The sequence below is a fragment of the Candidatus Colwellia aromaticivorans genome (assembly GCF_003333305.1).
Classification (GTDB): Bacteria; Pseudomonadota; Gammaproteobacteria; order Enterobacterales; family Alteromonadaceae; genus Colwellia; species Colwellia aromaticivorans.
Genome location: NZ_QOLD01000006.1, coordinates 1 through 24171 on the forward strand (window position 1 = coordinate 1; position 24171 = coordinate 24171).

General features: G+C 37.1%; 22 protein-coding genes and 1 pseudogene. 9 read left to right on the top strand and 14 right to left on the bottom strand.

Annotated features, from left to right (window positions below; translation table 11 throughout):
• The first annotated feature begins 201 nt into the window (after window positions 1-201).
• Together DWA31_RS17080 and DWA31_RS17810 are read left to right on the top strand one after the other, a co-directional pair.
• The gene (locus DWA31_RS17080) at window positions 202-378 is read left to right on the top strand and encodes a hypothetical protein (RefSeq protein WP_168427260.1); all 177 of its coding nucleotides are present in this window, start codon (window positions 202-204) and stop codon (window positions 376-378) included.
• Window positions 362-547, top strand: a pseudogene (locus DWA31_RS17810) (IS66 family transposase); the annotation flags it as partial. The gene DWA31_RS17080 and the pseudogene DWA31_RS17810, both read left to right, overlap by 17 nt.
• A 10-nt stretch (window positions 548-557) precedes the next feature.
• On the opposite strand, the gene DWA31_RS00985 reads toward DWA31_RS17810, so the two are convergent.
• The 10 genes from DWA31_RS00985 to tyrS form a co-directional block, all read right to left on the bottom strand.
• Window positions 558-1214: a lysophospholipid acyltransferase family protein gene (locus DWA31_RS00985; RefSeq protein ID WP_114324819.1), complete on the bottom strand. Its 657-nt coding sequence runs from the start codon at window positions 1212-1214 to the stop codon at window positions 558-560.
• Window positions 1215-1246: 32 nt separating this feature from the next.
• Window positions 1247-1570 carry a ribonuclease E inhibitor RraB gene (locus DWA31_RS00990; RefSeq protein ID WP_114324850.1) on the bottom strand — a complete coding sequence of 108 codons (324 nt, stop codon included), beginning with the start codon at window positions 1568-1570 and terminating at the stop codon, window positions 1247-1249.
• A gap of 174 nt (window positions 1571-1744) precedes the next feature.
• Window positions 1745-2305: a DUF4136 domain-containing protein gene (locus tag DWA31_RS00995; RefSeq protein ID WP_114324820.1), complete on the bottom strand. Its 561-nt coding sequence runs from the start codon at window positions 2303-2305 to the stop codon at window positions 1745-1747.
• Window positions 2306-2438: 133 nt separating this feature from the next.
• Entirely contained in the window at window positions 2439-2951 is a 513-nt protein-coding gene (locus DWA31_RS01000; protein ID WP_114324821.1) for a nitrous oxide reductase accessory protein NosL, read from the bottom strand.
• 46 nt (window positions 2952-2997) lie between these two features.
• Window positions 2998-3816, bottom strand: coding sequence for an ABC transporter permease (locus tag DWA31_RS01005; protein WP_114324822.1), 819 nt, complete (start codon window positions 3814-3816; stop codon window positions 2998-3000).
• Window positions 3816-4751 carry an ABC transporter ATP-binding protein gene (locus DWA31_RS01010; protein WP_114324823.1) on the bottom strand — a complete coding sequence of 312 codons (936 nt, stop codon included), beginning with the start codon at window positions 4749-4751 and terminating at the stop codon, window positions 3816-3818. Before DWA31_RS01010 ends, DWA31_RS01005 begins: the two co-directional genes overlap by 1 nt.
• Window positions 4748-6142, bottom strand: coding sequence for a nitrous oxide reductase family maturation protein NosD (locus DWA31_RS01015; protein ID WP_114324824.1), 1395 nt, complete (start codon window positions 6140-6142; stop codon window positions 4748-4750). The genes DWA31_RS01010 and DWA31_RS01015 overlap by 4 nt, the downstream gene beginning before the upstream one ends.
• A gap of 312 nt (window positions 6143-6454) precedes the next feature.
• Window positions 6455-8344 (bottom strand): TAT-dependent nitrous-oxide reductase, encoded by a 1890-nt coding sequence (gene nosZ, locus DWA31_RS01020; protein WP_114324825.1) that lies wholly within the window; start codon window positions 8342-8344, stop codon window positions 6455-6457.
• Between the two features lie 68 nt (window positions 8345-8412).
• Window positions 8413-10515: a transcriptional regulator NosR gene (gene nosR / locus DWA31_RS01025; protein ID WP_245942417.1), complete on the bottom strand. Its 2103-nt coding sequence runs from the start codon at window positions 10513-10515 to the stop codon at window positions 8413-8415.
• A gap of 452 nt (window positions 10516-10967) precedes the next feature.
• On the bottom strand, window positions 10968-12167 hold the full coding sequence (gene tyrS / locus DWA31_RS01030) for a tyrosine--tRNA ligase (protein ID WP_114324827.1): 1200 nt from the start codon (window positions 12165-12167) through the stop codon (window positions 10968-10970).
• Between the two features lie 253 nt (window positions 12168-12420).
• On the opposite strand from tyrS, the gene DWA31_RS01035 reads away from it, so the two are divergent.
• The 3 genes from DWA31_RS01035 (at window position 12421) to DWA31_RS01045 (ending at window position 15503) form a co-directional block, all read left to right on the top strand.
• Window positions 12421-13896, top strand: coding sequence for an OapA family protein (locus tag DWA31_RS01035; RefSeq protein ID WP_342766942.1), 1476 nt, complete (start codon window positions 12421-12423; stop codon window positions 13894-13896).
• A gap of 1 nt (window position 13897) precedes the next feature.
• On the top strand, window positions 13898-15145 hold the full coding sequence (locus DWA31_RS01040; RefSeq protein WP_114324851.1) for an anhydro-N-acetylmuramic acid kinase: 1248 nt from the start codon (window positions 13898-13900) through the stop codon (window positions 15143-15145).
• 166 nt (window positions 15146-15311) lie between these two features.
• Window positions 15312-15503 (top strand): hypothetical protein, encoded by a 192-nt coding sequence (locus DWA31_RS01045; protein ID WP_114324829.1) that lies wholly within the window; start codon window positions 15312-15314, stop codon window positions 15501-15503.
• Window positions 15504-15742: 239 nt separating this feature from the next.
• Here DWA31_RS01045 and DWA31_RS01050 read toward each other — a convergent pair whose 3' ends face one another.
• The 3 genes from DWA31_RS01050 to DWA31_RS01060 all read right to left on the bottom strand — a co-directional run bounded on the left by DWA31_RS01050 (window position 15743) and on the right by DWA31_RS01060 (window position 19660).
• Entirely contained in the window at window positions 15743-17620 is a 1878-nt protein-coding gene (locus DWA31_RS01050; protein WP_168427261.1) for a glycoside hydrolase family 3 N-terminal domain-containing protein, read from the bottom strand.
• 161 nt (window positions 17621-17781) lie between these two features.
• Window positions 17782-18438 carry an isoprenoid biosynthesis glyoxalase ElbB gene (elbB, locus tag DWA31_RS01055; RefSeq protein WP_114324831.1) on the bottom strand — a complete coding sequence of 219 codons (657 nt, stop codon included), beginning with the start codon at window positions 18436-18438 and terminating at the stop codon, window positions 17782-17784.
• A 10-nt stretch (window positions 18439-18448) separates the two neighbouring features.
• A complete protein-coding gene (locus tag DWA31_RS01060) occupies window positions 18449-19660 on the bottom strand; it encodes a multidrug effflux MFS transporter (RefSeq protein ID WP_245942418.1) in 1212 nt (403 codons plus the stop codon).
• Between the two features lie 193 nt (window positions 19661-19853).
• Here DWA31_RS01060 and DWA31_RS01065 point away from each other — a divergent pair, with 193 nt between their 5' ends.
• From DWA31_RS01065 to DWA31_RS01080, 4 genes are all read left to right on the top strand, one after another.
• The gene (locus DWA31_RS01065; protein ID WP_114324833.1) at window positions 19854-20753 is read left to right on the top strand and encodes a DMT family transporter; all 900 of its coding nucleotides are present in this window, start codon (window positions 19854-19856) and stop codon (window positions 20751-20753) included.
• 311 nt (window positions 20754-21064) lie between these two features.
• Window positions 21065-22033, top strand: coding sequence for a class 1 fructose-bisphosphatase (locus DWA31_RS01070; protein WP_114324834.1), 969 nt, complete (start codon window positions 21065-21067; stop codon window positions 22031-22033).
• 396 nt (window positions 22034-22429) lie between these two features.
• Complete coding sequence (locus DWA31_RS01075; protein ID WP_114324835.1) at window positions 22430-22981, top strand: YfaZ family outer membrane protein; 552 nt, start codon at window positions 22430-22432, stop codon at window positions 22979-22981.
• Between the two features lie 155 nt (window positions 22982-23136).
• Window positions 23137-23460, top strand: coding sequence for a hypothetical protein (locus tag DWA31_RS01080; protein ID WP_114324836.1), 324 nt, complete (start codon window positions 23137-23139; stop codon window positions 23458-23460).
• Window positions 23461-23623: 163 nt separating this feature from the next.
• On the opposite strand, the gene DWA31_RS01085 is transcribed toward DWA31_RS01080, so the two are convergent.
• Complete coding sequence (locus DWA31_RS01085; RefSeq protein ID WP_114324837.1) at window positions 23624-24097, bottom strand: hypothetical protein; 474 nt, start codon at window positions 24095-24097, stop codon at window positions 23624-23626.
• Between the last annotated feature and the right edge of the window lie 74 nt (window positions 24098-24171).

A 24171-nucleotide genomic window follows, 5' to 3' on the forward strand; every position in this document is an offset into this window, starting at 1 on the left:
CATCAGGAACTGTGTAACCTTGATCGATAATTAAAGCTACAGCTTCTTCTTTAAATGCTTTCGTGTAAGTTTTGTATTGTCGTTTTTGATTCATAAACACCTCGATTAACTAGGATATTATCCTTTATCAAAGTGTCAAATGCCATTAAACCAGATCAAATCGTAAAAAACAAAACAAAGAAAAATCAGATAAGAAACCAGGTGGACAAGAAGGTCTATACCCTTATCCAAACAGACACGCCCGATGCCGTTAACGTTATTTTTGTTGACCGAAAGGGTCTACCTCAAGGTAAATATCGTGATGTAGGGGTCATTAAGCGACAGGTTGTTAATATAGACATCAGTAAAGTGGTGACAGAGTACCAACAATCAAGGTGAAAATGATATTCGTATGACGAAAATACATCAACAGATATCAGGGTGTTTTAGAAAGATGAACGGCGCTCAAATGTTTTGTTTACTAAGAAGTTATATTTCAAGCTGTAGGAAACAACAAGTAACCGCCAGTCATGCACTGAAATTATTGTTTGAAAAGCAATTACCTGATATTTTTAAAACTACTGTTCAAAAACCCTTTTCATATCTTCATGAGCTTTTTCATACCATCCTTCTTTTACACACACCACAGGTAAGGCTTCGATTTCAATAACACCACTTTTTGCTGTACGTTTTGATTCATTATAAATAGATAAAATATTTTTAATGACCACAGGTTGCGCTTTGAGGTTTAATTTTTCGACTAACACTTTAGTGCCTGGTTCAAAATTCTCAATTTTACCTGATTGTGAACGAGTGCCTTCAGGAAATATGATCACCTTTTTACCTTTACAAGCACGAACATCTTTTAGCAACTTAATGATTGCCCTTCTGTCTTGTTGATCTACCGTAATATGCCCCACTCTACTAACGATGCGAGAAATAGGCCATTTATCCATTATTCCAGTTCTACCAACAAAGCGCACATCGTTACCGATAACTTCCTCTAATACAAAAATATCAGTCATGGTTTGGTGGTTAACAATTAAAATATCAGTATCATCATCAATAACCCCTGTTAAATTAACAGTAGCCCCGGCATTTCTAACAATAGCAATACTAAAAAAACGACGTAATTTATTAAATAAACTACCATGGCGTGGACACAGAGAAAGCACAATAGATTCAGCAGCAATAGTTAAATATACTTTGTATTTTTTGAGGGTAAAAGACAACATAAATTTTGATCAAGTATCGCAAAAACAATCGTTTAAGCTTCTATACCCCAACCATCATTATAACCAGAAAATTTGGTTGCCAGTTGCTCAAAATCAGCCTCTTGTTTCACGACCGCTTCATGGCTTGGTACCATTTGTACAGTGCAGTCAACATCCCAAACATTGGGCGTTTCATCGGCATGCACACTCACTTTAACATTGGCTATATTTTGCGTAACAAAATCTGCCATTGCTTGCGCTTGAGTTTGCTGCTCAAACAAATGAAAAAAAACCACATCATGAGAGATGCTAAGATCAATACCTGCTTGCTGCATTTCTGTTAACACTTGGCCAGTTTCATCAGAAGGAAAGTTCATATACGCTTTTTCTCGGCTTGATTTAAATTGCTTGCTTAATATGTGCATTATAAACAGTGGAGAACACCTTGAAAAGTTTTTTGATTAATTTAGTCCAATCAAATAAACATAGGTGATCTATTAAAATGGCCTTATACCAATGGTAGAGCTGCTACAACAATGCACACATAACAACTAATTCATTAGTATTGTACTTTTAGGGTAAAGCGCCAACATTAAACTTACTGCTTGTTGGATTTTTTCATTTAGCTTTGCGCTATTGTCTTTAACGTCAATATCTAACGGATATGCACTACGCCAAACTGAACGCTTATTTTTCGGATCAACTAAGTCTAAAATCAAGCTTCCTTTGGCAATATTTGAATATTGGTTAGTAGTTTGCCAAGCATTAGCACGCAGACATTGAACACAAAACCGTACAACGTCATTGTATTTAGCGTATTCAGTGGAATTTCCATTAAGTAAATAATAAGTCACAATTACATCAGCTTGTTCTAGCTCAGCATAGTTAAATTTATTAATACTCATATTACGTTCTATCGCAAGTTCAATTGCATTTCTACGTGTATCAATGAGACTTTGACTGTCTGTAAAAGGAGAATTACGATTATATAAACTGTAACTTTTCACCTGTGAAAAATCAAAACGGTCATGATAAACAACCCCAACTTTATGATTACTTGAACAGGCATTCAGCAGGACACATAACAGGGTTATAGAATGGATTTTAAGCATGGAATATTAAGGTTATAAAATAAAAGAACTCACCCTAGACTAGCAAGTTCTTTATTAACAATATACTCAAGTTACTTCAAAATGCAGGATTTGGCTGGAATTAGAAACGTCTTGGGGATAAAGCAAAGTAGATCTACATTAAGGCATCATAGTTAATGTCAGCAAAGCTTAATACTTTGCCACCAAACTCTTTAGCAAATGCTTGCGCATCATGTTGCTGGCTAAAGCTGGCTAAGGTTTCGCCCATAGCACCCGTTTTTTCTGAGCCGGCAACATACCACGCTGTTTTAGCATCAATAAAATACTTGTCATCAATACTGTCACTGCCCCAAGGCATTTTACTCATATCGTGTACGAGCATTTGCGCAACATTGCGTTTATTTTCTGGATCTAAATAGTAGCTAAACATATCACGCGTTGAGCAAAATTTAAAAACCTTGTCTGCTGTTTCTTTACGAAACACTTCGCCTTTAGGACCATCAAAACGGGTAATTAACATGCCACATAAATGACATTCATCCGCAGACTCCATTGCGACTGCTTTATGTAGCATTTGCTCTTGTTCCGCGTTATCAGAGCACGACATTAACGAAGTAACGGCGATTGTAAGTACAGTAATGATGGCTAGTAGTTTATAGGGTTTCATTGTAAATTTTCTCGTAAATAATACCAAGTGAAGTAATCGATATAGGTTAAAGGGTCTTTTTCTTGAATATAAAAATGGCTAAAGTTAACGGTAAAATTACCCAAGCAACCAGGGCAGATATTAACTGAACTTGCGATAAACTGGCATTGATGGCAACCGCTAATGCGCCATTTACATCACTGCTATCTAGCCCTGAAAGGTTAACTAATCTAAAAATATCGGTCGGATTTAGCATCATCAACTGCGTTAAGCCCTGTTGAGTAACACCATCTTCAACACCAACTAATAAAGCGAGCAATGCTAAATCAAATGCAAGCGCAAACAAAAACCAAGTGATCAACGCAAAACCGGCTGCTTTAGATTTTTCACTCACCGAGAGGCTAATCAAATAGGAAATAGCTGTAAAGCTTAACCCCAATAATATCGCGCTGATAATAAACAAGCCAAAGGCACTAAAAATTTCAGTATCCCCTAACTGGAAATATAACAACACCGCAGAGGCGCCAAAACCAAGTAAGGTTGCAAGGGCAATAATACCACCTTGCCCAATAAATTTACCTAATAACAATTGGCTTTTACTTAAGGGGTAAGTGAGCAGTAACAACAAAGTTCCACTTTCTTGTTCACCAACAAAACTGTCGTAACTGAGTAACAAAGCAATTAGCGGAATGAGGAATACCGCTAAACTAGCTAAACTGGCCACGGTGGTTGAAAGTGAAGTAACACCAACCGCACCGGATGCCGCTGCGCCAAAATAAGTTAAACCAACAGATAACAAGGCAAAAATGAGGGTAATTGATACTAACCAGCGATTTCTTAAGCCATCATGAAATTCTTTATTGGCAACCGTTAAAATTTGTTTCATTAGTTCTGCTCTCCTTGAGTTTTTTGCTGTAAATCAAGCTCATGCTGCTCAAGAAAATGTTGATATACTTGTTCTAAATTTGCCGACTCAACATGAATATCGTCAAGCCCGTCTAGGTTAAGAAGTTGTTTTAATACCGCCAATTTATCTTGCTCTGGCACCATTAAGGTCTGTTGACAATTTTTAGTTAAAAAAGCGTTTAATTTACTATCTTGTGCCACTGCGCCATTTAAGCCAGAAGGTTTAATAATAACTGGCAACGCGGCTTGTTGACGCAATTCACTTAACGTTCCCATCGCTAATAACTTTCCAGAAGATAAAATCATCGCACGGTCAATATGTTGCTCTACTCCCGGTAAAACATGGGAGCACAAAATAACACTTGAGCCATTGGATTTAAGTTCATCAACCGTTTTATAAAAGTCTCTTGTTGCAATAGGATCAAGACCAACGGTTGGTTCATCAAGTAATAATAATTTCGGCTCGCCAATAAAGGCTTGCGCTAAACCAAGGCGTTGACGCATACCTTTTGAATACGTTTTCACTTGCCGCTTCATCGCATAGGTTATACCTACTTGCTCTAATAAATCTATTGCCTGCTTTTTACTAAAACCTTTTAGTTTGGCAAAATAAGTCAGTACTTCTAAGCCAGTTAACTGTTCATAAAAACTCACATTTTCAGGTAAATACCCTACTTTGCTACGAGCATGCCACGCTTCTTTTGAGTCAGGAGCCATCCCCATGACTTCAACTTTGCCTTTATCTGGTGAAATAACACCTAGGATTAGCTTCATCATGGTGGTTTTCCCTGCACCATTATGACCAAACAAACCGAGCACTTCGCCTTCATTTAACGACATAGTCATAGCGCTTAATACGTCTAATTGACCATAAGTTTTACCTGCCTCAACTAATGAGACTAATGGGGTATTCATAATTTATCTTCCTGCAAGGACTCTATCTTTGGGTTGCTAGCTAACGATACTTGTTTTTTACTAGCGTTATCTTGAGAAAAGTGGGGGGTCATTAACGGATAGCTATCTTTAACACCTGGCGGCTTTAATACCGGAAACTGTTTTTGCACCCAACGTAAAATTAAAATAGCCGGGCTATCCATGATCATTTTCATTTCAGGGTACTGCCACACTAATTTATCAATACCATCATTGGGTTCAAAAATAGCATCGCCAATACCGTCATTATTCATATCCCAACCTAAATAATTACTCCAGTAATTACCGCGGCCATCCTTACTCCATTCTTGCTTTTTATTTGAAACATATTTCACTTGCGTAGGGTTATTAATAAAACTATTGCCGTGAATTTTAATATTTTCAGAACCAGCAGTTAAATGAATACCTATTTCAGCGGTATCAACAATGTTATTTTCTAACGTGTTATAACCAGAGTTATAAACAAATAAACCTTTGCCATCGCGACCTAGCACCTTATTTTCCGGTTTAGTCCATACGTTCTTAACATGATTATTGGTAAAGGTTGATTGGGTAATAAAATTCAATAAAAAACCATAATCTTCACTGTCGGTAGTTTTATTACCGGTGATAGTTAAACGACGAGAACTCATTAATGCATAACCCGCCCGTGTGCTGTAGGCGGTATTGTTTTTCACGGTATTATCATAAGAATACATATAGTGAATACCATAGCGCAAATGATGCATGGTATTTTCTTCTATCAGATTATTTTGACTAGAAATCACATAAATACCATCACGCGTTTTATGAGTTTCATTATTAAAAACATGGCTATGAGTTACATTCGCGACTTGAATACCATTACCTCTATCAGCAGAGCGTAATGTTAAGTTTCCTTCAACTTTATTATTGAAAATTTTTGCCTTGGTGACATGGTTTAACCAAATACCAAAACCATCTCCTGATAAGGTATTATTTGAAATAACTAAACCAACTGCTCTTTTCTTATCTGAATTTGAGCCAACTTTCTCATTAGAATAAATACCTGAACTTTGCTCAGTAAGATCATGCCCCCAATTGATAATATTTAGGTTATCTATAGTAATATGAGAGTTTTTTAGCACAAGTGCATGTCCGTTGCCCTGCGCATCAATTATGCTACCTTTTTCGCCACCCTCACTACTACCACGTAAAGTAATTTGTTTGGTAATAACGAAGTTGCCAAAGTATTCACCTGCACTCAACGTAAGGGTATCGCCATCTTGGCTCGCGTCAATAATTTTTTGTAGATCATCAGTAGCAACTACAGCAAACTCTTTTGCAAATATATGTTGGCTACAGCTACACATAAAAATGAGTAGTATTAGCAGCAAAGGTTGTTTTTTATTCATGAATAACAAGGAAAATTCATCACTGAGTTTTAATATGATAATAGGATAACATTGTAAACTATTTGTCTGTTGATCTTAAATAAAAAAGTCAACGAAAATCATTTACAAAAAAGCTCAATATCTTGCGATATTGAGCTTTTAAAATTCATACTAACCGTTTTTAACTAAAACCTATTCTAAATGAACAGGATTTAGACAAAGCCGTCAAAATATGAGCCCCTGAGCTTATTAAAGCCTTTAGCTATAAATAAATAGCTAAGTGATTGGGCAAATATTGATGACAATGCAGCATAAATTATGTTCATGACGAATTTATGCTGTAACAAACATACGACCGCGCATTTCCATATGCAAAGCATGACAGAACCAGTTACAGTAATACCACTGTACGCCTGGCTTGTTGGCCGTAAAGGTAATAGAAGCAGTCTGTTGAGGACCAATTTCCATTTGAACACCATGGTTAGTCATACAGAAACCATGAGTTACATCTTCTACTTGGTCAAGGTTAGTTATGATAACCGTTACTTCGTTACCTAACTTAACGTCAAACGATTCCATACCATAAGTAGGTGCAACAGATGTCATATAAACACGAACTTTATTGCCGTCACGAATGACCTTGTTATCACTCATGGTATCAACACCATCGCGCTTAGCTATTGCTAACGTTTCAGCAAACGTAGCATCATCACGAGTATAAACTTTCTTAGGCTTAAGTTTACTACGGTGTACCATAATACAGTCATGCGGTTCAGCAAATGTTGGGCCATCATGAACAAGCTTCATTTCATCACCAGAAATATCAATTAATTGATCATTTTCTGGTTTAAGTGGTCCAGTAGGTAAGAATCTATCTTTAGAGAACTTACATAGAACAACTAACCATTTACCATCAGCATCACGTGATTCACCTTGTGTGGTATGGTTATGGCCTGGTTGATAATGCACATCTAGTTTTTGACGTATATAATTAACTTTTTCACCATTGTAAGCTTTAATGGCATCTTCAACATTCCATTTAGCAACTTGGCTATCTAGGAATAATGTAGTGTAAGCATTACCGCGGCCATCAAAAGCCGTATGAAGAGGACCTAAACCTAGCTCTGGCTCTGCTACCACAGTGTCACGAGGTTTAATTTTGTTAGCAAATAAATCATCTAATTTAGCAATAGAAATAACGGTTACTGTTGGTGATAATTTACCATTTGCCATGAAGTATTTACCTTCTGGCGACGTATTCAAACCATGAGGTGATTTAGGTACAGGAATATAACGGGTTAATTCAGAGCCTTTACGACCGTCTAAAACAGGTACATCACTACCATTATACGTTTTAAATTTACCTGCTTTTACTGCTGCTTCACAAGCGGCTAAACTAAAGATAACAACGTGATCGCGTTCTGCGGAGATCATATCGCCTAAGTTCATACCCATTTCTGAGTTGTAACAAGTAGAAGCGAAGTATTTGCCATCAAAATCTGCATCAGTATTATCTAAGTTACCGTCAACCATTACCTGAAAAGCCATTTCCATGGTCTCGGCATCAATAACATTGTATAACGAACGGTAAGTATTGACATCTCTCATGCCGTCTTTACCATCGTTATTCATCGGAATTTCAAATTCACCATTACAAACAACATATTTAGTGTATGGCGCTTTCTGTACCCGTAAACCATGCACTGCTTGTACGTTTGGTACCGTAAGCATTTTGTCACACTTCATGATGTCACAGCGAATACGAGCAACACGAGAGTTAGCTTTATCATTAATGAAAACGTATTTACCGTTGTAACTACCGTCGGTCATGCTCATATGAGGATGATGCGAGTCACCCATCATGATATCAGCACTATCGCCTTTAATTCGCTTAGACTCTTCAGTTAAGCCCCAGCCCGTTGCTGAATCGGTATTAAATACCGGAATACGCATTAACTCACGCATTGATGGAATACCCATAATACGAACTTCACCAGAATGACCACCTGACCAGAAGCCATAGTATTCATCTAATTCACCCGGATGAACCACTGGACTCATTGCCATTTCTTTTCTCTGTGCTTGCGCTGTAGAAGCAAACATAGCAGCAGTCATCGGGGCAGCTACTACTCCAGCACCAATGAGTGCCGTTTTCCCGAAAAACTTTCTGCGGTCTACATTATCTAATGCGACTTCATTATTTTCTTGATCTTCATTACTCATTGCTTTTCTCCACTTTGCTTTTTTAAATTAGTTTATTTTCTTAAAATACATATTTTTCTATATACAAGTTACGCGACTTCTTTTACCTTTATTTCTGTTTCTTTGTACTTGGCTTTCTTACGTGCCAACTTTTTAAGTGGCGGGCACTTCTCTTCATTAAAATAAGTTACCTGACAATCAAGACAGTAATGGCATTCACGCATGTTAATAACACCATCTGGATCTATTGCCTGAATTTCACATTCTTTCGCACACGTTTTACAAGGCTGACCACATTCTGGACGACGACGTAACCAGCTAAATAATCGAACACTATTACTGGTTGATAACGCTGCGCCTAATGGACATAAGTAGCGACAGAAAAACTTACGATTAAAAATATTGATAATCAGTAATACTGATGCATATAAAACAAATGGCCATTCACGGTCAAACTTCAACAGGAACGTTGTTTTAAATGGTTCAACTTCAGCAAACTGCTCTGCAAGGGCTAGAGATTCCATTGATAAACCAAATAAGGCTAATAAAATTAGATATTTAATTGCCCACAAACGTTCATGTACAGCCCAAGGTAATTCAAATTGTGGAATTTTGATATAACGAGCGAAAATATTCATCAGCTCTTGCAGCGCACCAAATGGGCACAACCAACCACAATAAACGGCACGGCCCCATAAGATCATTGTTACTGCTGCAGCTCCCCATAAAATAAAGATAACAGGGTCCAGTAAAAACAAATCCCAAGAAAAATCAGACATAAAGGCTTGCAAGAAGGTAAATACATTGACCACTGACAACTGACCACCCCATGACCAACCGATAAAGACTACGGTGACAATTAAGAACAAATGACGGAAATTGTGCATAAAGGTTGGGTGACGAACTAAAACATCTTGAAAGAATAAACTCATCACAACCAGAACAAGCAAAATAATCAGAATAATTACTTCTACCTCTTTCTCTTTCCACACTTGCTGCGCTAAAGATAATTCAGGCTCAGGCATAATGAGTGGTGGACGGTCTACGTAGTTATCTAAGGTGTGATAATCAGCTTTAAAACTGGTGAATATACTCTCTAAAGGACCTGTTTGACGGCGAACTAATAATTCTAACTGCCAGTCTGAAGCGGGATTAAATTCATGATGTTCACGGACAATAAAGATAGACCGTTCTTTAAACGTTGGCGCGCCATCAATATAAATATCAGGCACACGACTATGATCTAAATCTCTAAAAGCAAAAGCATTCTCGTTTTGCAATATTTGAATGCGATCAAAAATGGCGCCACGCACATAACCAGAGCCTTTAAATGAATAACCTTTGCCCATTAAAATCATCGCGTGCTCGCCCGGCTTTAATGTAGATAATAAGTATTCATATTCACTGTCGCCTAATAAGTTACGTCCTACAGAGGGAATATTAACTTGCGCAAAGTAAACTTCAGCAAACATATCCTGCTTTTGTTCTGCTGCAGCTTCATCAACATGCTCGGCATCTGTATCAACAAAAGCGTCATCAACTGTTTTTCTATTGAGATATAATTTTCGAATGGCGCCATTACCCGTAAGCGTTGTCCAATCTGCTTTTTCATACACATCAGGATAAATAGTACCCATAGGCTGAATAGCTTGTTGAGTTGTACTAATAATACCAAGTGAACGCGCGACTAATTTTGCCGCTTTTACAATAGCGACGTTCATTACCATTACGGTAACCGTTGCACCCGAAAGACCATCAATGTGTATAACACCCTCGGTTTTATTTCCACCAACTTTTAATCGATCATCTGCACTTAAGCCGTTATATTGCTCCGTAAAGGCGTGTAATTTACTCTCGGGAATACCTGCTAAAATAATAGGTTCATGATGCTCAAGCACCTTAGCGCCTAAGTAAATACCTTTGGTGTCAATAGCCACTAGCATGTTTACTGGCTCACCTGAATAAGCAGGAATTCTTGCTAAGTCATTTGTTTCAAAGGCATAACCTAAAACGACTTCCTTACCTTCTTTTTCTCCATAAATGGTCCAAATTAACGGCGCACCTTCTTTGGCAACCACTTTTTCGGAAATATGAGTTTGCTCTGTAAAGATCTCTTTTATCAGTGGCATTGGATCTTTAGGCGGACTAACAAATAGCGCTTGAGCGGGAAAGGTAATTGCCAGAGAAAGCATACATATAGGGCCTAATAAGCTAAGCACCTTTTTCAATAGACTTTTAACGGGAAAGAAAAACATCAAGCATCCACTTCTTAATAGAGAACTAGTGGGCAATCAAAATTACACACTGCGACAATATGTCACAGTGTACGCTGATGATATTTAGCCGATATGATATAGATCAAAAAATAATAACGAAAAAAGATTAATAAGAACATAACGATATAACCCTATTTTTTATATGGATTTAATAGACAGGTTTATCTCTAGCAATAATACCCAGTAAAATATTTCGTTACTTTCGCGATATTTATTAGTGTTACAAGGCCTCTTTTAGCTGATGAGATTTTCTTTTACTTTCAGGCAGACAAAAAAATAGGCTACAACAACTGCTGTAACCTATTAGAAAACTATCAATGATTCGTTCAATACCTTAAAGAAATTTGCATTGATTAATTGACTAGTTTTTAGTTAACACTAACTCGAGCAAATTTGCGTTTACCCACTTGGTATACTGCTTTACTCCCACTAATGATTGTTAAGCCTTTGTCGGTAATTTTTTCACCATCAATTTTGGCTGCGCCTTGTTTGATCATTCGGTATGCATCTGAAGTACTACCGACTAAGCCCGCTTCTTTTAATAAGTTAGCAATGGCTATTTCACCACTTTCAGGGTTAAGTTCAAACTCTGGCATTTCATCAGGCATCGCACCTTTTTGAAAGCGATTAATAAATTCTTGATGAGCCGCTGTTGCAGCTGCTTCATCATGAAAACGGGCAATAAGCTCTTTCGCTAAATCTATTTTCACATCACGTGGGTTTTTGCCGTTTTCAATCTCGGTTTTATAGCCTTTAATTTCTGCCAAAGGCTTAAAGCTAAGTAATTCGTAATAACGCCACATTAATACATCAGAAATCGACATGATTTTACCGAACATATCTGAAGGGCTATCCGTAATACCAATATAATTACCTAAAGATTTCGACATTTTCTGCACACCGTCTAAACCTTCAAGTAATGGCATCATTAGTACAGTTTGCGGGCGCTGGCCTTCGCTTTTTTGTAATTCACGACCCATTAATAAATTAAATTTTTGATCGGTGCCACCTAACTCTACATCGGCTTCAAGCGCGACAGAATCCCAACCTTGTACTAACGGATACATAAATTCATGAATTGCGATGGCCTGGCCATTAGCGTAACGTTTTTTAAAATCATCACGTTCCATCATACGAGCAACAGTTTGACGAGAAGCAAGCTGTAACATGCCCGCAGCGCCTAATTTTTCCATCCAAGTGGAGTTAAAGGCAACCGTTGTTTTTGCCGGATCTAGAATTTTAAATACTTGCTCTTTATACGTTTCCGCATTGGCTAAAACATCTTCTTTAGTGAGTGCCTTGCGAGTAACGTTTTTACCCGTTGGATCACCAATCATGCCAGTAAAGTCACCAATTAAGAAGATAACTTCATGACCTTGTAACTGAAACTGACGTAATTTATTAATTAATACTGTATGACCAAGATGTAAGTCTGGCGCAGTAGGATCAAAACCAGCCTTAATTTTTAATGGTTTACCTGTTTTTAACTTTGCTAAAAGCTCATCTTCTACTAATATTTCTTCCGCACCGCGTTTCAACTCTGCAAACGCTTGACTAACATCGGTCATTTCTAGCTCCACTTGTGATATTCATGTTACTTCAAAATCCTCAATAGCCCTGAAATAGGCATTTTGAAGTATCATGAGTATAGGTCTATATTCATTTCAATAGCCGAATTCTACTCACTTTATCCGCTACATAAAAGAATAAAAGCAATTGTGGCCTTATTTTTATAAATCTTTTATAAAAACTTTGATATAGTGCAGAGCAATTAACGACAGTTATCGTATTTCAGTTACCATCTAATAAATAAATATCTCCGTGAATAAACAACAAATAATACAACGTCAATTAAAAAGCCTGCAAGGAATACTGCTGAGTTTGCGCGATATGTTTATGCGCCTTCCCAAAAAACATCGCTTGATCATTATGTCCATCAGTGTATTTTTATTACTCTTGATGATATTACCAACCGAGCAAGAACTAACCTCAAAAGATGCTAGTAGTGAGGGCTTCGAATTAGGTAAGCGCTACCAGGTTGCGATGCCTCAACAAGCCAGTGGTTCAATCACTGATAGCCCAATAAAAATACCGTCTATTCCTATTAAAGACACCACTATGCCTGATGAGCCATCTCCTAGCGCTATAGTGAATACGGTTAACTCACAGCAGCAAAATAATATGTCTTGGCAAACGGCAAAAGTACGTAGTGGCGATTCATTAGCAAGAATATTTAAACGTTTAGGTTTTAGTGCGCAAGAAACTTACGCGGTAAGTACTGCTCAAGGCAAAGATAGTAAATTACTAATGAAAATTAATGTTGGCGATACTTTGCGCATAGCAAGTAATGACGAAAATCAAGTAACCGCGTTGGAATACCCATTATCCAAAATAGATACCTTATATATCAACCTTGTTGGTGATAAATTTCAATCACATAAAGAATCTAAAACCGTTGAAATTCGTCAAGCATTCGCTCATGGCACTATCAGTTCAAGTTTTTGGAATGCGGGTACTACTGCCGGTTTAACTGACGCGCAAATTATCACTTTTGCTAATATTTTTGGTTGGGACATTGATTTTGCTTTAGATCTTCGCGCTGGTGATAGCTTTCACATGATTTATGAAAAAAAATATATCGAAGGAGAATATATAGGGTCAGGTAATATTCTCGCCGCGGAGTTTATTAATCAAGACGAGCCTTTTCAAGCAGTGCGCTTTACTGATGACGAATACTACACGCCCGATGGTAAAAGCATGCGTAAAGCTTTTTTACGTGCACCCGTTAGTTTTAAATATATTAGTTCAAACTTTAAACGTAAACGCTTTCATCCAGTACAAAAGCGCTGGAAGGCTCATAGAGGCGTTGATTACGCGGCTAAAACAGGTACACCTGTAGTCGCTGCAGGTAATGGTAAAGTCACCCACTCAACCTATAACAAATACAATGGAAATTATGTATTTATTCAGCATGGCAATGGCATTGTGACTAAATATTTACATTTTTCAAAACGCGCAGTTAAAAAAGGTCAACGAGTGAAACAGGGACAACTCATTGGCAAAGTTGGAGCAACCGGCTTAGCCGCTGGTCCTCACTTACATTATGAATTCCTCCTTAATGGTGTACATCGCAACCCCAGAACAGTCAAACTTCCTGATGCCAAACCGATAGCCAAAAAATATAAAACAGAATTTTCAGCACTTGCTAAAAAACGCATAGACACGTTAGTTGGCTCTAAAAATGCCATATTTTCTAGAATAACTAAAGAAGAAAGCACACAACAAAGTGATGATTGATATGCAGATAAATTCGGCAAAGAAGAAAAGCTCTTACCTTGGCTTAATGTCTGGTACCAGTGCCGATGGCATAGATCTAGCCTTAGTTACTTTTGATGAAGATAATAAACTTGAACACCATGCTAGTTATTATCAAGCCTATAGTGATCAAACTGCCGCTAAAATTATCGCCTTGTACTGCGCTGAAAATAATAACCCTAATAATAATGAAATAGATCGTGCTTTTGAGTTAGATGTAGAATTGGCACACCTTTTTGCCAAGGCCATTAGTGCCTTTTTAGTCCAAGAGCAACTAAGCTGTGATGATATTGTTGCCATCGGTAGCCACGGACAAACTATTCGTCACCGACCACGAGTAAAACATCCTTTCACCTTACAAATTGGTTGCTGTCAAACGTTAGCAACCTTAACTAATATTCGCGTTATTGGTCAGTTTAGGCGTAAAGATATGGCATTTGGTGGCCAGGGTGCTCCCTTAGTGCCGGCCTTTCATCAAACCATCTTTAGTGAAAGTGTTGTTAGTAATAGTTTTGTTACTGAAAGTGCTATTGATCAAAGCTTAATAAAAAATGCCAGTGATGTTTTTGTGGTTAACATTGGCGGTATTGCTAATCTCACTTTTCTTCCTGCAATGAATAAATTAAATGTCATCGGCTATGATACCGGTACAGGTAATGCTTTAATGGATGATTGGTTTCGGTTGCACAACTCCAATAGCCATACTCACTATGATAAAAATGGTGATTGGGCGGCAAAGGGGAAAATAAACGATGATTTATTAAGGCAATTACTGTCTGATGATTATTTTCAGCTAGCGCCACCTAAAAGTACAGGTCGAGAATACTTCCATTTATCATGGTTAAAAAAACAACTAAGCAACATTAAGCCAATTAGAAATCAAGATGTTCAAGCAACACTTACCGCTTTTACTGCAATAACCATAGTCAATGCGATTAAACAGCATAGCACTGATAATTCTAATATCACTAAGGTTTACCTTTGTGGCGGCGGCGCCCACAACAACACATTGAAAAATTTAATAAATCAACAATTAGAATCAGAGTCACAATCAAAAAGTAATAAGTACGAACTCTTACTTACTAGTCAAAAAGGTATTGATGGCGATCAATTAGAAGCAGTCGCTTTTGCTTGGCTAGCATTTGCTTATGACAAAAAGTTATTAAGCAGTATGCCTGCAGTTACAGGGGCTAGAAAAAGTTGCACCCTTGGCACAGCATATTTTCCGTAAATGGTACTAGTAAACATTCTATACCCACACGACTCAAGTTACTCAAAGAATAAAAAACTTGGTGTTTTTTCTGTTGCACCAATCAATCTTTGTATAAAAAATGAACTAATGCAACAATGAGCACTCTAAGTAATTACGTCTAGTATTGATAATGAAAGGAGGAACTATGGAATTTAATGATATTCATATTGGTATGAGGTGTGGCAGTAAAAAAGGTAGCGGCACTGTAACTTGGATCGATGGTTCAACCCGTACAATCTATTTAGCAGATACCTGCAACAATAATAATTTTGAAGTCGAGTTTGAGGAAATTATCGAAGATCCCCAAGTACATAATAGAGAAGATACTTTTTATTAAACTAATCTCCTAAATATTTTAGTATTTTAACCCCGTAAACGTCTGTTTACGGGGTTTTCTTTATCCAAAAAAACCTCCATTCGACTATTTCATTTACACATTTTTCTCTTGATTTTATTCATACTGCTTACACTTTTATAACTTCACCGAGAATTTATACCCGCTCCACTTGAAGATGCTTGTTTCAGGAAGTCTGAGCGATTCATAATCAAGGCACATTTTTTTACATGTCTATGTAGTTACTTGAGGCTAACTGGCAATATCCCTAGTGCTTTTTGCTTACCAGAAATAATCGCCATACTGGTGGTATAACCTGAACTATGCGCTTGTTCTTTATTGGATTGTTCGTCTCTATGTTGATAAATATGATCATCAAAAGTTACCAAAATCGTGCCTGCTAAATCAATATAAGGGTGCAGTAAATACGGAGAGCCTTTTGCAATTAACACACTAGGTACTTTTTGCTTTTGTGCTTGTTGTAACTGAGAACTGAGTAACAGCCCGTAACCGACTTTATATTGTTTATTTTCCATAGACGTAATTTGAGTTAACAGATCCTCTACACCTCCGGTGTCTACTACACTAGTTATGGCACTCGCTACCTTAGTGTCAACCGTTGCAATCACTAAATCTGCCTTCGCTAACTTTTCGCCGCTTTGTAATTGTGCTTGCGTATCACCTTGTGCCACAACCGTTGCGCTAACTTCTGGAACCACTTTACCAACACTTTGCCATTGATTAATAATGGCGTGTTTTAACGCACCAAACTCTTGCCAATTTAACACAAACAAATGAATACGATTAATCTCGGCAACATTAACGGGTAATATACTTTGTTTAGCCGTTAACTGAACCACAGCATTATTAGCTAAGCTCTGCTCAAGGGATAAATGTTCCGGTTGAGCTATTAGTTGCTCAGCTAACGTGATCTGCTTAGCAACCGAGGTTTTAGGTAGTTGACAATATTGCGCTTTGTAATGATTTATTCTCGCGATTGATTGCGTTAATTCTGCTGATAACAATTTATTATTGTGGCTTTTTTGTTTTAACCTTTGCGCAACGTCTTTGATAAATTGATAAAATTTATCAATATCTTCAACCTTTCTTATTTTAAAAGGCATCACAGCTAAATCAGCGCCTGCAACAAAGGTTTCAACCACGGCGGTAACTTTATCAAAATAATGGGTAATACCCGCCATATCAAGGGCGTCTGTAGCAATAATACCTTCAAAACCCATTTTTTCTCTTAATAAGTCAGTTAATATTTTACGTGACATGGTGGCTGGTCTAACAATATATTCGCCTGCGTTATTCACTACCGTTGAATCATCTAAGGCCGGATATTGAATATGGGCAGTCATAATCATAGCCGGTGAGCTGTGCTTAATTGCCCACTGAAAAGGGGCTAAATCTTGCTTTTCTATGGTAGCAAGATCATGGGCGACGAGCGGTAAACCTAAATGGCTATCAACATGGGTATCACCGTGTCCGGGAAAATGTTTTAAGGTTGCCATAACGCCATTTTGTTGAAAACCATTAACTGCAGCGACGCCTAACTCGGCCACTCGCTGCGGATTTTCACCAAAAGAGCGAGTATTTATTACTGGGTTAGCTGCATTGGTATTCACATCAACCACAGGTGCATAGTTATTATTAATGCCTAACGCGCTCAATTCTTTTGCAATAACGGTGCTTGTTTGTGAAGCAAACGTAACGCTATGATCTACATAAGTAGCACCGATTGCCATATTGCCAGCAAACGAAGTAGCATGAGGTAAACGCACAACCCTACCGCCTTCTTGATCGATAGAAATAATTAATGGCTGTCCTGACGGAGATTGCACTGCAGCCTTTTGTAAATCATGGGTTAGCTGAATTATTTGTTTGGTTGTTGCCAAATTTTCAGTAAAAAGCACAACACTACCGATACCCGATACAGTAACCATGTCAGCTAATGCTTGTGGTAATTTGGTCACGGGCTTTAAGCATTGCTCAGTTGCCTCTGGTTTATTAGACGAGTTACTGGAGCAAAAATAACGAATATCTAACGCCATTTTTGTCGCAACTAACCTTTCAAAATCAGAAAGTTGTGTTGTAGATTTAAACGCTTTAGTCATAAAATTATTTGCTTTATTCTTATTCGACATATTATTGGACACATTTTTATTAGGCATCTCTTTACTAGGCAATGCGTAACAAGCACTCAAGGTTAAAAAACAAATAGTGATAAAATAAAAAGTAACAGAAAAAATTTTGCTACTTTTTATCAGGCTAAATATCATTCAACTAATGCCAGAACATTTTTAACCAATTTATTAATACCAGATGACGCTTCAGTTAATGATGTTGCCAACATATAAGCAGGCGTAGACACTAATTTATGGGCTTGATCGATAACCACACCTTCAACACTGCAATTATTATGCACTAATCCTTTCGCTTCTATTAATGCCGCCGTATCTGAATCGGTGCCAATTGTTCCCTGCACACCTTTAGGATAAATTAATGGCAACATCGTCGGCGCAATGCACATATAACCTGCGGGTTTATCTGCTTTAGCAAAAGCCTGACAAGTCGTTAAGACTTGCTCATTCACTTTATAGTTTTCGGCATCAAGCGCAAAGTTACATAAATTTTTCGCTGCTCCAAAGCCACCAGGGACAATCAAGGCATCAAAATCTTGTTCGCGTAACTCGCATAAATCTTCAACATCACCACGGGCAATGCGAGCCGACTCAACCAATACATTACGCGTTTCATTTTCGCTGACTTCACCCGTTAAATGATTAATAACATGGTGTTGAGCAATATTCGGAGCAAAACAACGATAACTTGCACCATTTTGTTCTATGGCTAACAACGTTAATACTGCCTCATGAATTTCACTGCCATCATAAACACCACAGCCACTTAAAATTACTGCTACTTTTTTCATGCTAACCCCTTTAGGATAATTTGTTCTCATTGATCTTAACATTTTCATTCATGCTAATTATAATCTGACATATTAGCACCACCAATACAGCAGAGAACATTAATACTGCAAAAGGAAAAGCACTACCATCATAAAAGTAAGCTAATATTGGCCCGGCCAGAGCGCCAATACCAAAGCGTAACGTACCTAACACAGCGGTTGCCGTACCTGAGTGCTCTGGAAATTTAGTGATAACTAAGGCATCTAAGTTAACCGACACCATGGAAATCCCCCCCATTAAAGGCAAGATAGATATAACAGTATAAACAAGCGGTAATGAAAGGTAATTGACCACTAATAATGTTAACCCCATAATCAGTGCGCAGGTTAAACCGTAAGCTAGCATTTTTCTTGAGCCCTTACGCGCAACTAAACGCGTATTAATAAACTGCGATGTAATTAATGCCAGCACATTAATACCAAACAGTATACTAAAGTTAAATTCTGACACTTTAAATACAGTTAAGTACACAAAAGGAACTGCCGTGAGATAAGCAAAAAAAGCCAGAGATGCCATCATAGAACTGATCATATCTAATCGTGCTTCATTATTTGAAAAAACAATTTTATAGCGAGTTAAAAAGCTAATTTGTTTATCTGGTACAGTGTTATTTCTAGCCACTTCAGGCAAATATTTTACTACCAATAACAATATCGCCACACTATACAATGACAACACATAAAAAATCATCTGCCAACTGTGCGCTATTAATAATATACTCCCAATACTTGGGGCAATCATCGGCGCTAACATCATAATCATAGAGACATACGATAGCCCCTTGGCAGTGTCTTTTTTATAATATTCTCGAATAGCACTTGGAACAACAACCGTTGCGGCACTACTAATAAATGCTTGACCAAAACGCAGTGATAAAAATTGCTCAATGTTACTAACAAAGGGGAGTAAAAAACTTGCTAATAAAAAACCACTGATGCCAAATACCACCATTTTTCGACGTGAATATTTATCAGCCATTGGGCCAAATAACACTAATCCTAAAGCATAACCAAATAAGTAAATACTTAGACTGTTTTGTACCATAGGCATATCTGTGGCTAGATACTCAGCCAAAATAGGCATTGCCGGTAAATACATATCAATGGCTAACGGTGACAAAGCCATAATTGACGCTAACAAGGGCAATAATAATTTAAATGAAATGCTATTGGGGTTATTCATGTTAGGAGTCATTTTATAATTGCTCTTCTAATTTGTTATTGCGCTCGTAGCATAAGTGTTTCACTAAATATTCAAACACTAATTTCCCAATGTTTTATTACATTTTCATTGTTCTGTACATGTTATTAAACCAAGTTATAGTTACACTGTCATCTCATCTTTTGATATTCAATAAAAAGGAGCAACAGCGTTAATGAACAATCATTTTTTATATTTGATCACCGTTTTGATTTGGGGATCAACCTGGATTGCCATTAATTATCAACTAGGCGATGTTGCTCTAGAAGCTTCTATCACCTATCGCTTTGCTCTTGCCGCTTTTATTTTGTTCTTGTTTGCTAAAATAAAGCAGTTACCGATGCTATTTTCTCTGAAACAACATGGTTTATTCGCCGCTTTTGGCATTTGTTTGTTTGGACTAAATTACTTATTACTTTATTCAGCTCAACAACACATCAATTCAGCATTAACCTGTATTGCCTTTTCGACCTTGATGATAATGAATATAGTCAACACTAGGATTTTTTATAAAACTAAAATCACCACGCAAGTATATGTTGGCGGTGCTTTTGGTTTATTCGGGATAGTCACACTTTTTTGGCCTCAATTAACCGATATAACAATCGGTGCAGCTACATTTTTGGGGTTAGGCTTATGTTTACTTGGCTCTTTTTCAGCCTCAATAGGTAATATGCTATCGATTAAAAATCAAAAAAATAATGTGCCTATCATGCCAGCAAATGCGTGGGGAATGTTATACGGCGCAATGTTCACCGGTTTAGCAGTGATTTTTCAAGGTAAACAATTTAGCTTTTCTTTTGAAATAGCCTATGTAAGTTCATTAGTGTATTTATCACTGTTTGGTTCAGTAATCGCGTTTGGTTGTTATTTAACTTTAATGACTCGTATAGGCGCGCACAAAACCTCTTATGCTAATATTCTCTTTCCTGCTATTGCCGTATTAATCTCTACACTCGTTGAAGGCTTTCATTGGAGTGAATACACAGTTGTTGGTTTAAGTTTTATCTTACTGGGAAATTTAGTATTACTAACAAAGTTTAGCTTACTACCACGATTCTTTAGCAATAAATAATCAACTAGCAATAAGTGATTTAGGTATCTTAGGGTCTGTTGAGTAAAACTAAACCGGTCGAATAGCGAACAGCAGACCAAAAACACCTTTTTCCCATCAATTTAACTAAATTTATCGGATTAAAGCTTCTGAAAGATGACATAAACTTGTTATAATTAAGATGAAAATAGAGAAATCACGACATAAATAATGATTAAATACTTTCAGGTTCAAGTAATAAAGCGCTATTAACAAGTACGCACTCCATTAATAGCTACTATTAACTTATATTATAAAGTGTATAAATAACTTTAAAGCAATTAGGTAACCCAATGCAACGATTAGCTCCCGCTTTACGTCAAGACAATGTAGCACTAGATCTTATTTCATTAATCAAAACCATTTTAGCAGCTACCAAAGAAATTTCTTTTCGCGTTAGCCAAGCACATTTAGGTGATTTAATGGGGTCAACCTTAGATGAAAATATCCAAGGTGAAGTACAAAAAAAATTAGACGTGGTTGCTAACGAATTATTTAAAGATATTTTACTTGAGTCAGGTTTTGTTAAAGCCATTTCATCTGAAGAAGAAGACACCTCAGTAGCGGGCAATGATGATGGTAAGTACATTGTTTCATTTGACCCGTTAGACGGCAGCTCAAACATCGACATTAACTCACTTATTGGTACTATTTTTTCTATCCATGAAGCACCAAAAGATATGGCTGCTGATGACTCTGATATGTTCAAACAAGCTGGACATAAACAAGTTTGTGCTGGTTATGTATTATATGGCCCTGCAACCATGTTGGTTATGACTACTGGCAGCGGCACACATTTTTACGTACTAGATAGAACACACGGTGGATATTTATTAGCTGAACGTAACGTACAAGTGCCCGTTGATACGCAAGAGTTTGCTGTTAACATGTCAAACCAACGTTTCTGGCAAACACCAATGAAGAATTACATCAGCGACTTAATTGCTGGTGACACGGGACCACGTAATAAAAACTTTAATATGCGTTGGATTGCAGCAATGGTTGGCGATATTCACCGTGTTTTATGTCGTGGTGGTATATTCACCTACCCTACCGACAGCAAAAACGCAGAACAACCTTATAAATTGCGTTTAATGTATGAAGCCAACCCTATGGCATTTCTTCTAGAACAAGCCGGTGCTTTAGCTATGACTAGTAAAGGTCGTATTATGGACATAGAGCCAAGTAGCATTCACCAAAGAGTTGAAGTTATTATGGGCTCTAAAAACGAAGTAGAAACGTGTCTAAGTTATTATAAGTAAATGACCCCTTTCTCAGAATAAAGCCTTACTTTGTTAAGGCTTTTTTATTGCCTGAAATAAAAGGCTTGGCCTGCCAAAGGGGAATAGCAATATTACGAAGTTGAGCAATACGAGACTCTTGGAGTTATGTATTTACAATGCTAACTATTAACATTGTAAATACAACAAAGTGCGCATTCATTAGTTTATTTTCATCTAGGAAGCTATATTGCTTTAAAAAAGAGCTACCATGCAAATAATCAAATATTTTCATTTGATTATTGAAGAAAAGCGTTTAACATCCGAGCCATTGTTTAGACAGTAAAAGACTCGGTAGGTCATTTAGATCGTTTTCCATTATAAAAACTAAATTGACGTCAATCTTTATTATAAAGGATTTTTCAGAAAGGAATTATTATGAAAAAAATAGCATTATTTATCGTAAGCTTACTAACCATTACAACTTTACACAGCCATGCAAAAAATTTAGCAATTGATATTGGTAACGATGTATTTAGCGTTGAAGTGGGTTCAAAAAACTTTACACAAGATAATGAATTTTCAGTAGCAATGTTGCATGCCGATGACCTTCATTTATATTCATTCAAAGGTTTGGTTACAGGGGTTTTAGAACAAAATAAAAACCTTGAAGTAGCTTTGGGTGGAAAAGCTTACTATATCAGTTTTTTTGACCAGGACATTCAAGGCTTAGCGCTCGGTGGTGAACTTAATTATAAAATACCAATGAATGAAAAATTTGAATTACATGGTTCAGTTTATTATGCACCTAGTCCTATGTTAACAGATGATTTAGATTATTTAACAGACCTAACCATAACAGCGAGTTATAAAGTATTAAAAAATGGCGCTATTTACATTAACTACCGTAATATAAAAGCAAATCAAGAATCTGGTAGTGATTTAAAAATAGACAATGGTTTTAATGTTGGTCTTAACTTTTTATTTTAATGACCATTATTTAGCGTTATCAGTAAGGCCTAATTGTATTAATAGGCCTTATTTTTAAAGGCGGAACTATTAAATGAATAACACTCGCCTATCCATTAATTTCATAGCACAATTAAATTTCCGTATTTAGTCTTCATAATCTGTAAGGTGCAAAAATGAAAAATACACTAAAAAACTTGTCAGAGATTGTCGCTAAGGCAAATGACATGTTCTATAGCAAGTTTGATAATATCGATACTGTAATAGGCATAATGGATAAGAACTTGCGCAATCAAGGTATAAAAGCTGATGCAATCACAATTGACTGTATTGCGCTAGACAAGAAGATAGTTTTTCTTATCCATGATGATAAGCCTAACGTTATTAGCATAGCGCTGGGTAACAAAAATGGTGATATTCATTCATCTTCAGAATACGCTCTTAACGAAATATCAGAAACGGTTATTGTAGATATAATGGCTGTGAACTTCATTATATAATGGCGGTAGTGAAACCTAACAAGACTATGAGGGTTTTTCAATAAAATCTACCTATACCAAATGGATCGAATAGGCTTTATTTATCCCAATAGAGCAAGTATTCGACGACGTTACTTACCCATACAACAAACCGTTTAGCTAATAATCATGATGGCATTGCTAATTACTGGTCTTCCATATTGGTCAAATCTTCAACACCCGCCATATCGGCAAGTGCCTGTGTATAGCCGTGTAGAAAAATCTGTAGCCTCGCCAAGTCTTCGCGAAACTGGCGACAAGTATCTTCGTCTTCAAAACCACCTTCTTTTGCAATGCTATGCCACTTCGCAGTAAAAGGCCGAATCACCTGATTGAGGACTATAATGGCTAGTTTAGTGAATTCGAAACAATCTCGACCATAATGTTTGATGATAGAGCGAGTAAGTGAAAATAGTGAATAGATACTATCAAGCGCCGTTTTTTCGTCTCCGTCTTCTGGTGCTAGTCGCTGTGTTGTTATCCGGGTGAGTAACTCAATATATAACTCCCAGGCCGCGTCACTATCTGCTTCCATTGGTTGCCACACTGCTTCTGCAAAGGGTGTTGTTATTTTCAGTGATTCCAGCTGCCACTTTTTAAACCATTCATTCCATATCATCCTAAATATCCTTCTGCCAATAAATGAACCGTTGCATTGATATTTCGCTAAATTATTAACTGTTACTTTATACC

Coding starts and splice junctions, on each gene's coding strand:
- DWA31_RS00990 (WP_114324850.1), bottom strand. CDS start 1,570: ATGAACTTTCCTTCTGATGAAACTGGCCAAGTGTTAACAGAAATGCAG.
- DWA31_RS01050 (WP_168427261.1), bottom strand. CDS start 17,620: ATGACTAAAGCGTTTAAATCTACAACACAACTTTCTGATTTTGAAAGG.
- DWA31_RS01070 (WP_114324834.1), top strand. CDS start 21,065: ATGCAACGATTAGCTCCCGCTTTACGTCAAGACAATGTAGCACTAGAT.
- tyrS (WP_114324827.1), bottom strand. CDS start 12,167: ATGACCGATGTTAGTCAAGCGTTTGCAGAGTTGAAACGCGGTGCGGAA.
- DWA31_RS01040 (WP_114324851.1), top strand. CDS start 13,898: ATGCAGATAAATTCGGCAAAGAAGAAAAGCTCTTACCTTGGCTTAATG.
- DWA31_RS01060 (WP_245942418.1), bottom strand. CDS start 19,660: ATGAATAACCCCAATAGCATTTCATTTAAATTATTATTGCCCTTGTTA.
- DWA31_RS01005 (WP_114324822.1), bottom strand. CDS start 3,816: ATGAAACAAATTTTAACGGTTGCCAATAAAGAATTTCATGATGGCTTA.
- DWA31_RS01080 (WP_114324836.1), top strand. CDS start 23,137: ATGAAAAATACACTAAAAAACTTGTCAGAGATTGTCGCTAAGGCAAAT.
- DWA31_RS00995 (WP_114324820.1), bottom strand. CDS start 2,305: ATGCTTAAAATCCATTCTATAACCCTGTTATGTGTCCTGCTGAATGCC.
- nosR (WP_245942417.1), bottom strand. CDS start 10,515: ATGCTTTCTCTGGCAATTACCTTTCCCGCTCAAGCGCTATTTGTTAGT.
- DWA31_RS00985 (WP_114324819.1), bottom strand. CDS start 1,214: ATGTTGTCTTTTACCCTCAAAAAATACAAAGTATATTTAACTATTGCT.
- DWA31_RS01075 (WP_114324835.1), top strand. CDS start 22,430: ATGAAAAAAATAGCATTATTTATCGTAAGCTTACTAACCATTACAACT.
- DWA31_RS01045 (WP_114324829.1), top strand. CDS start 15,312: ATGGAATTTAATGATATTCATATTGGTATGAGGTGTGGCAGTAAAAAA.
- nosZ (WP_114324825.1), bottom strand. CDS start 8,344: ATGAGTAATGAAGATCAAGAAAATAATGAAGTCGCATTAGATAATGTA.
- DWA31_RS01000 (WP_114324821.1), bottom strand. CDS start 2,951: ATGAAACCCTATAAACTACTAGCCATCATTACTGTACTTACAATCGCC.
- DWA31_RS01015 (WP_114324824.1), bottom strand. CDS start 6,142: ATGAATAAAAAACAACCTTTGCTGCTAATACTACTCATTTTTATGTGT.
- DWA31_RS01010 (WP_114324823.1), bottom strand. CDS start 4,751: ATGAATACCCCATTAGTCTCATTAGTTGAGGCAGGTAAAACTTATGGT.
- DWA31_RS01065 (WP_114324833.1), top strand. CDS start 19,854: ATGAACAATCATTTTTTATATTTGATCACCGTTTTGATTTGGGGATCA.
- elbB (WP_114324831.1), bottom strand. CDS start 18,438: ATGAAAAAAGTAGCAGTAATTTTAAGTGGCTGTGGTGTTTATGATGGC.
- DWA31_RS01085 (WP_114324837.1), bottom strand. CDS start 24,097: ATGATATGGAATGAATGGTTTAAAAAGTGGCAGCTGGAATCACTGAAA.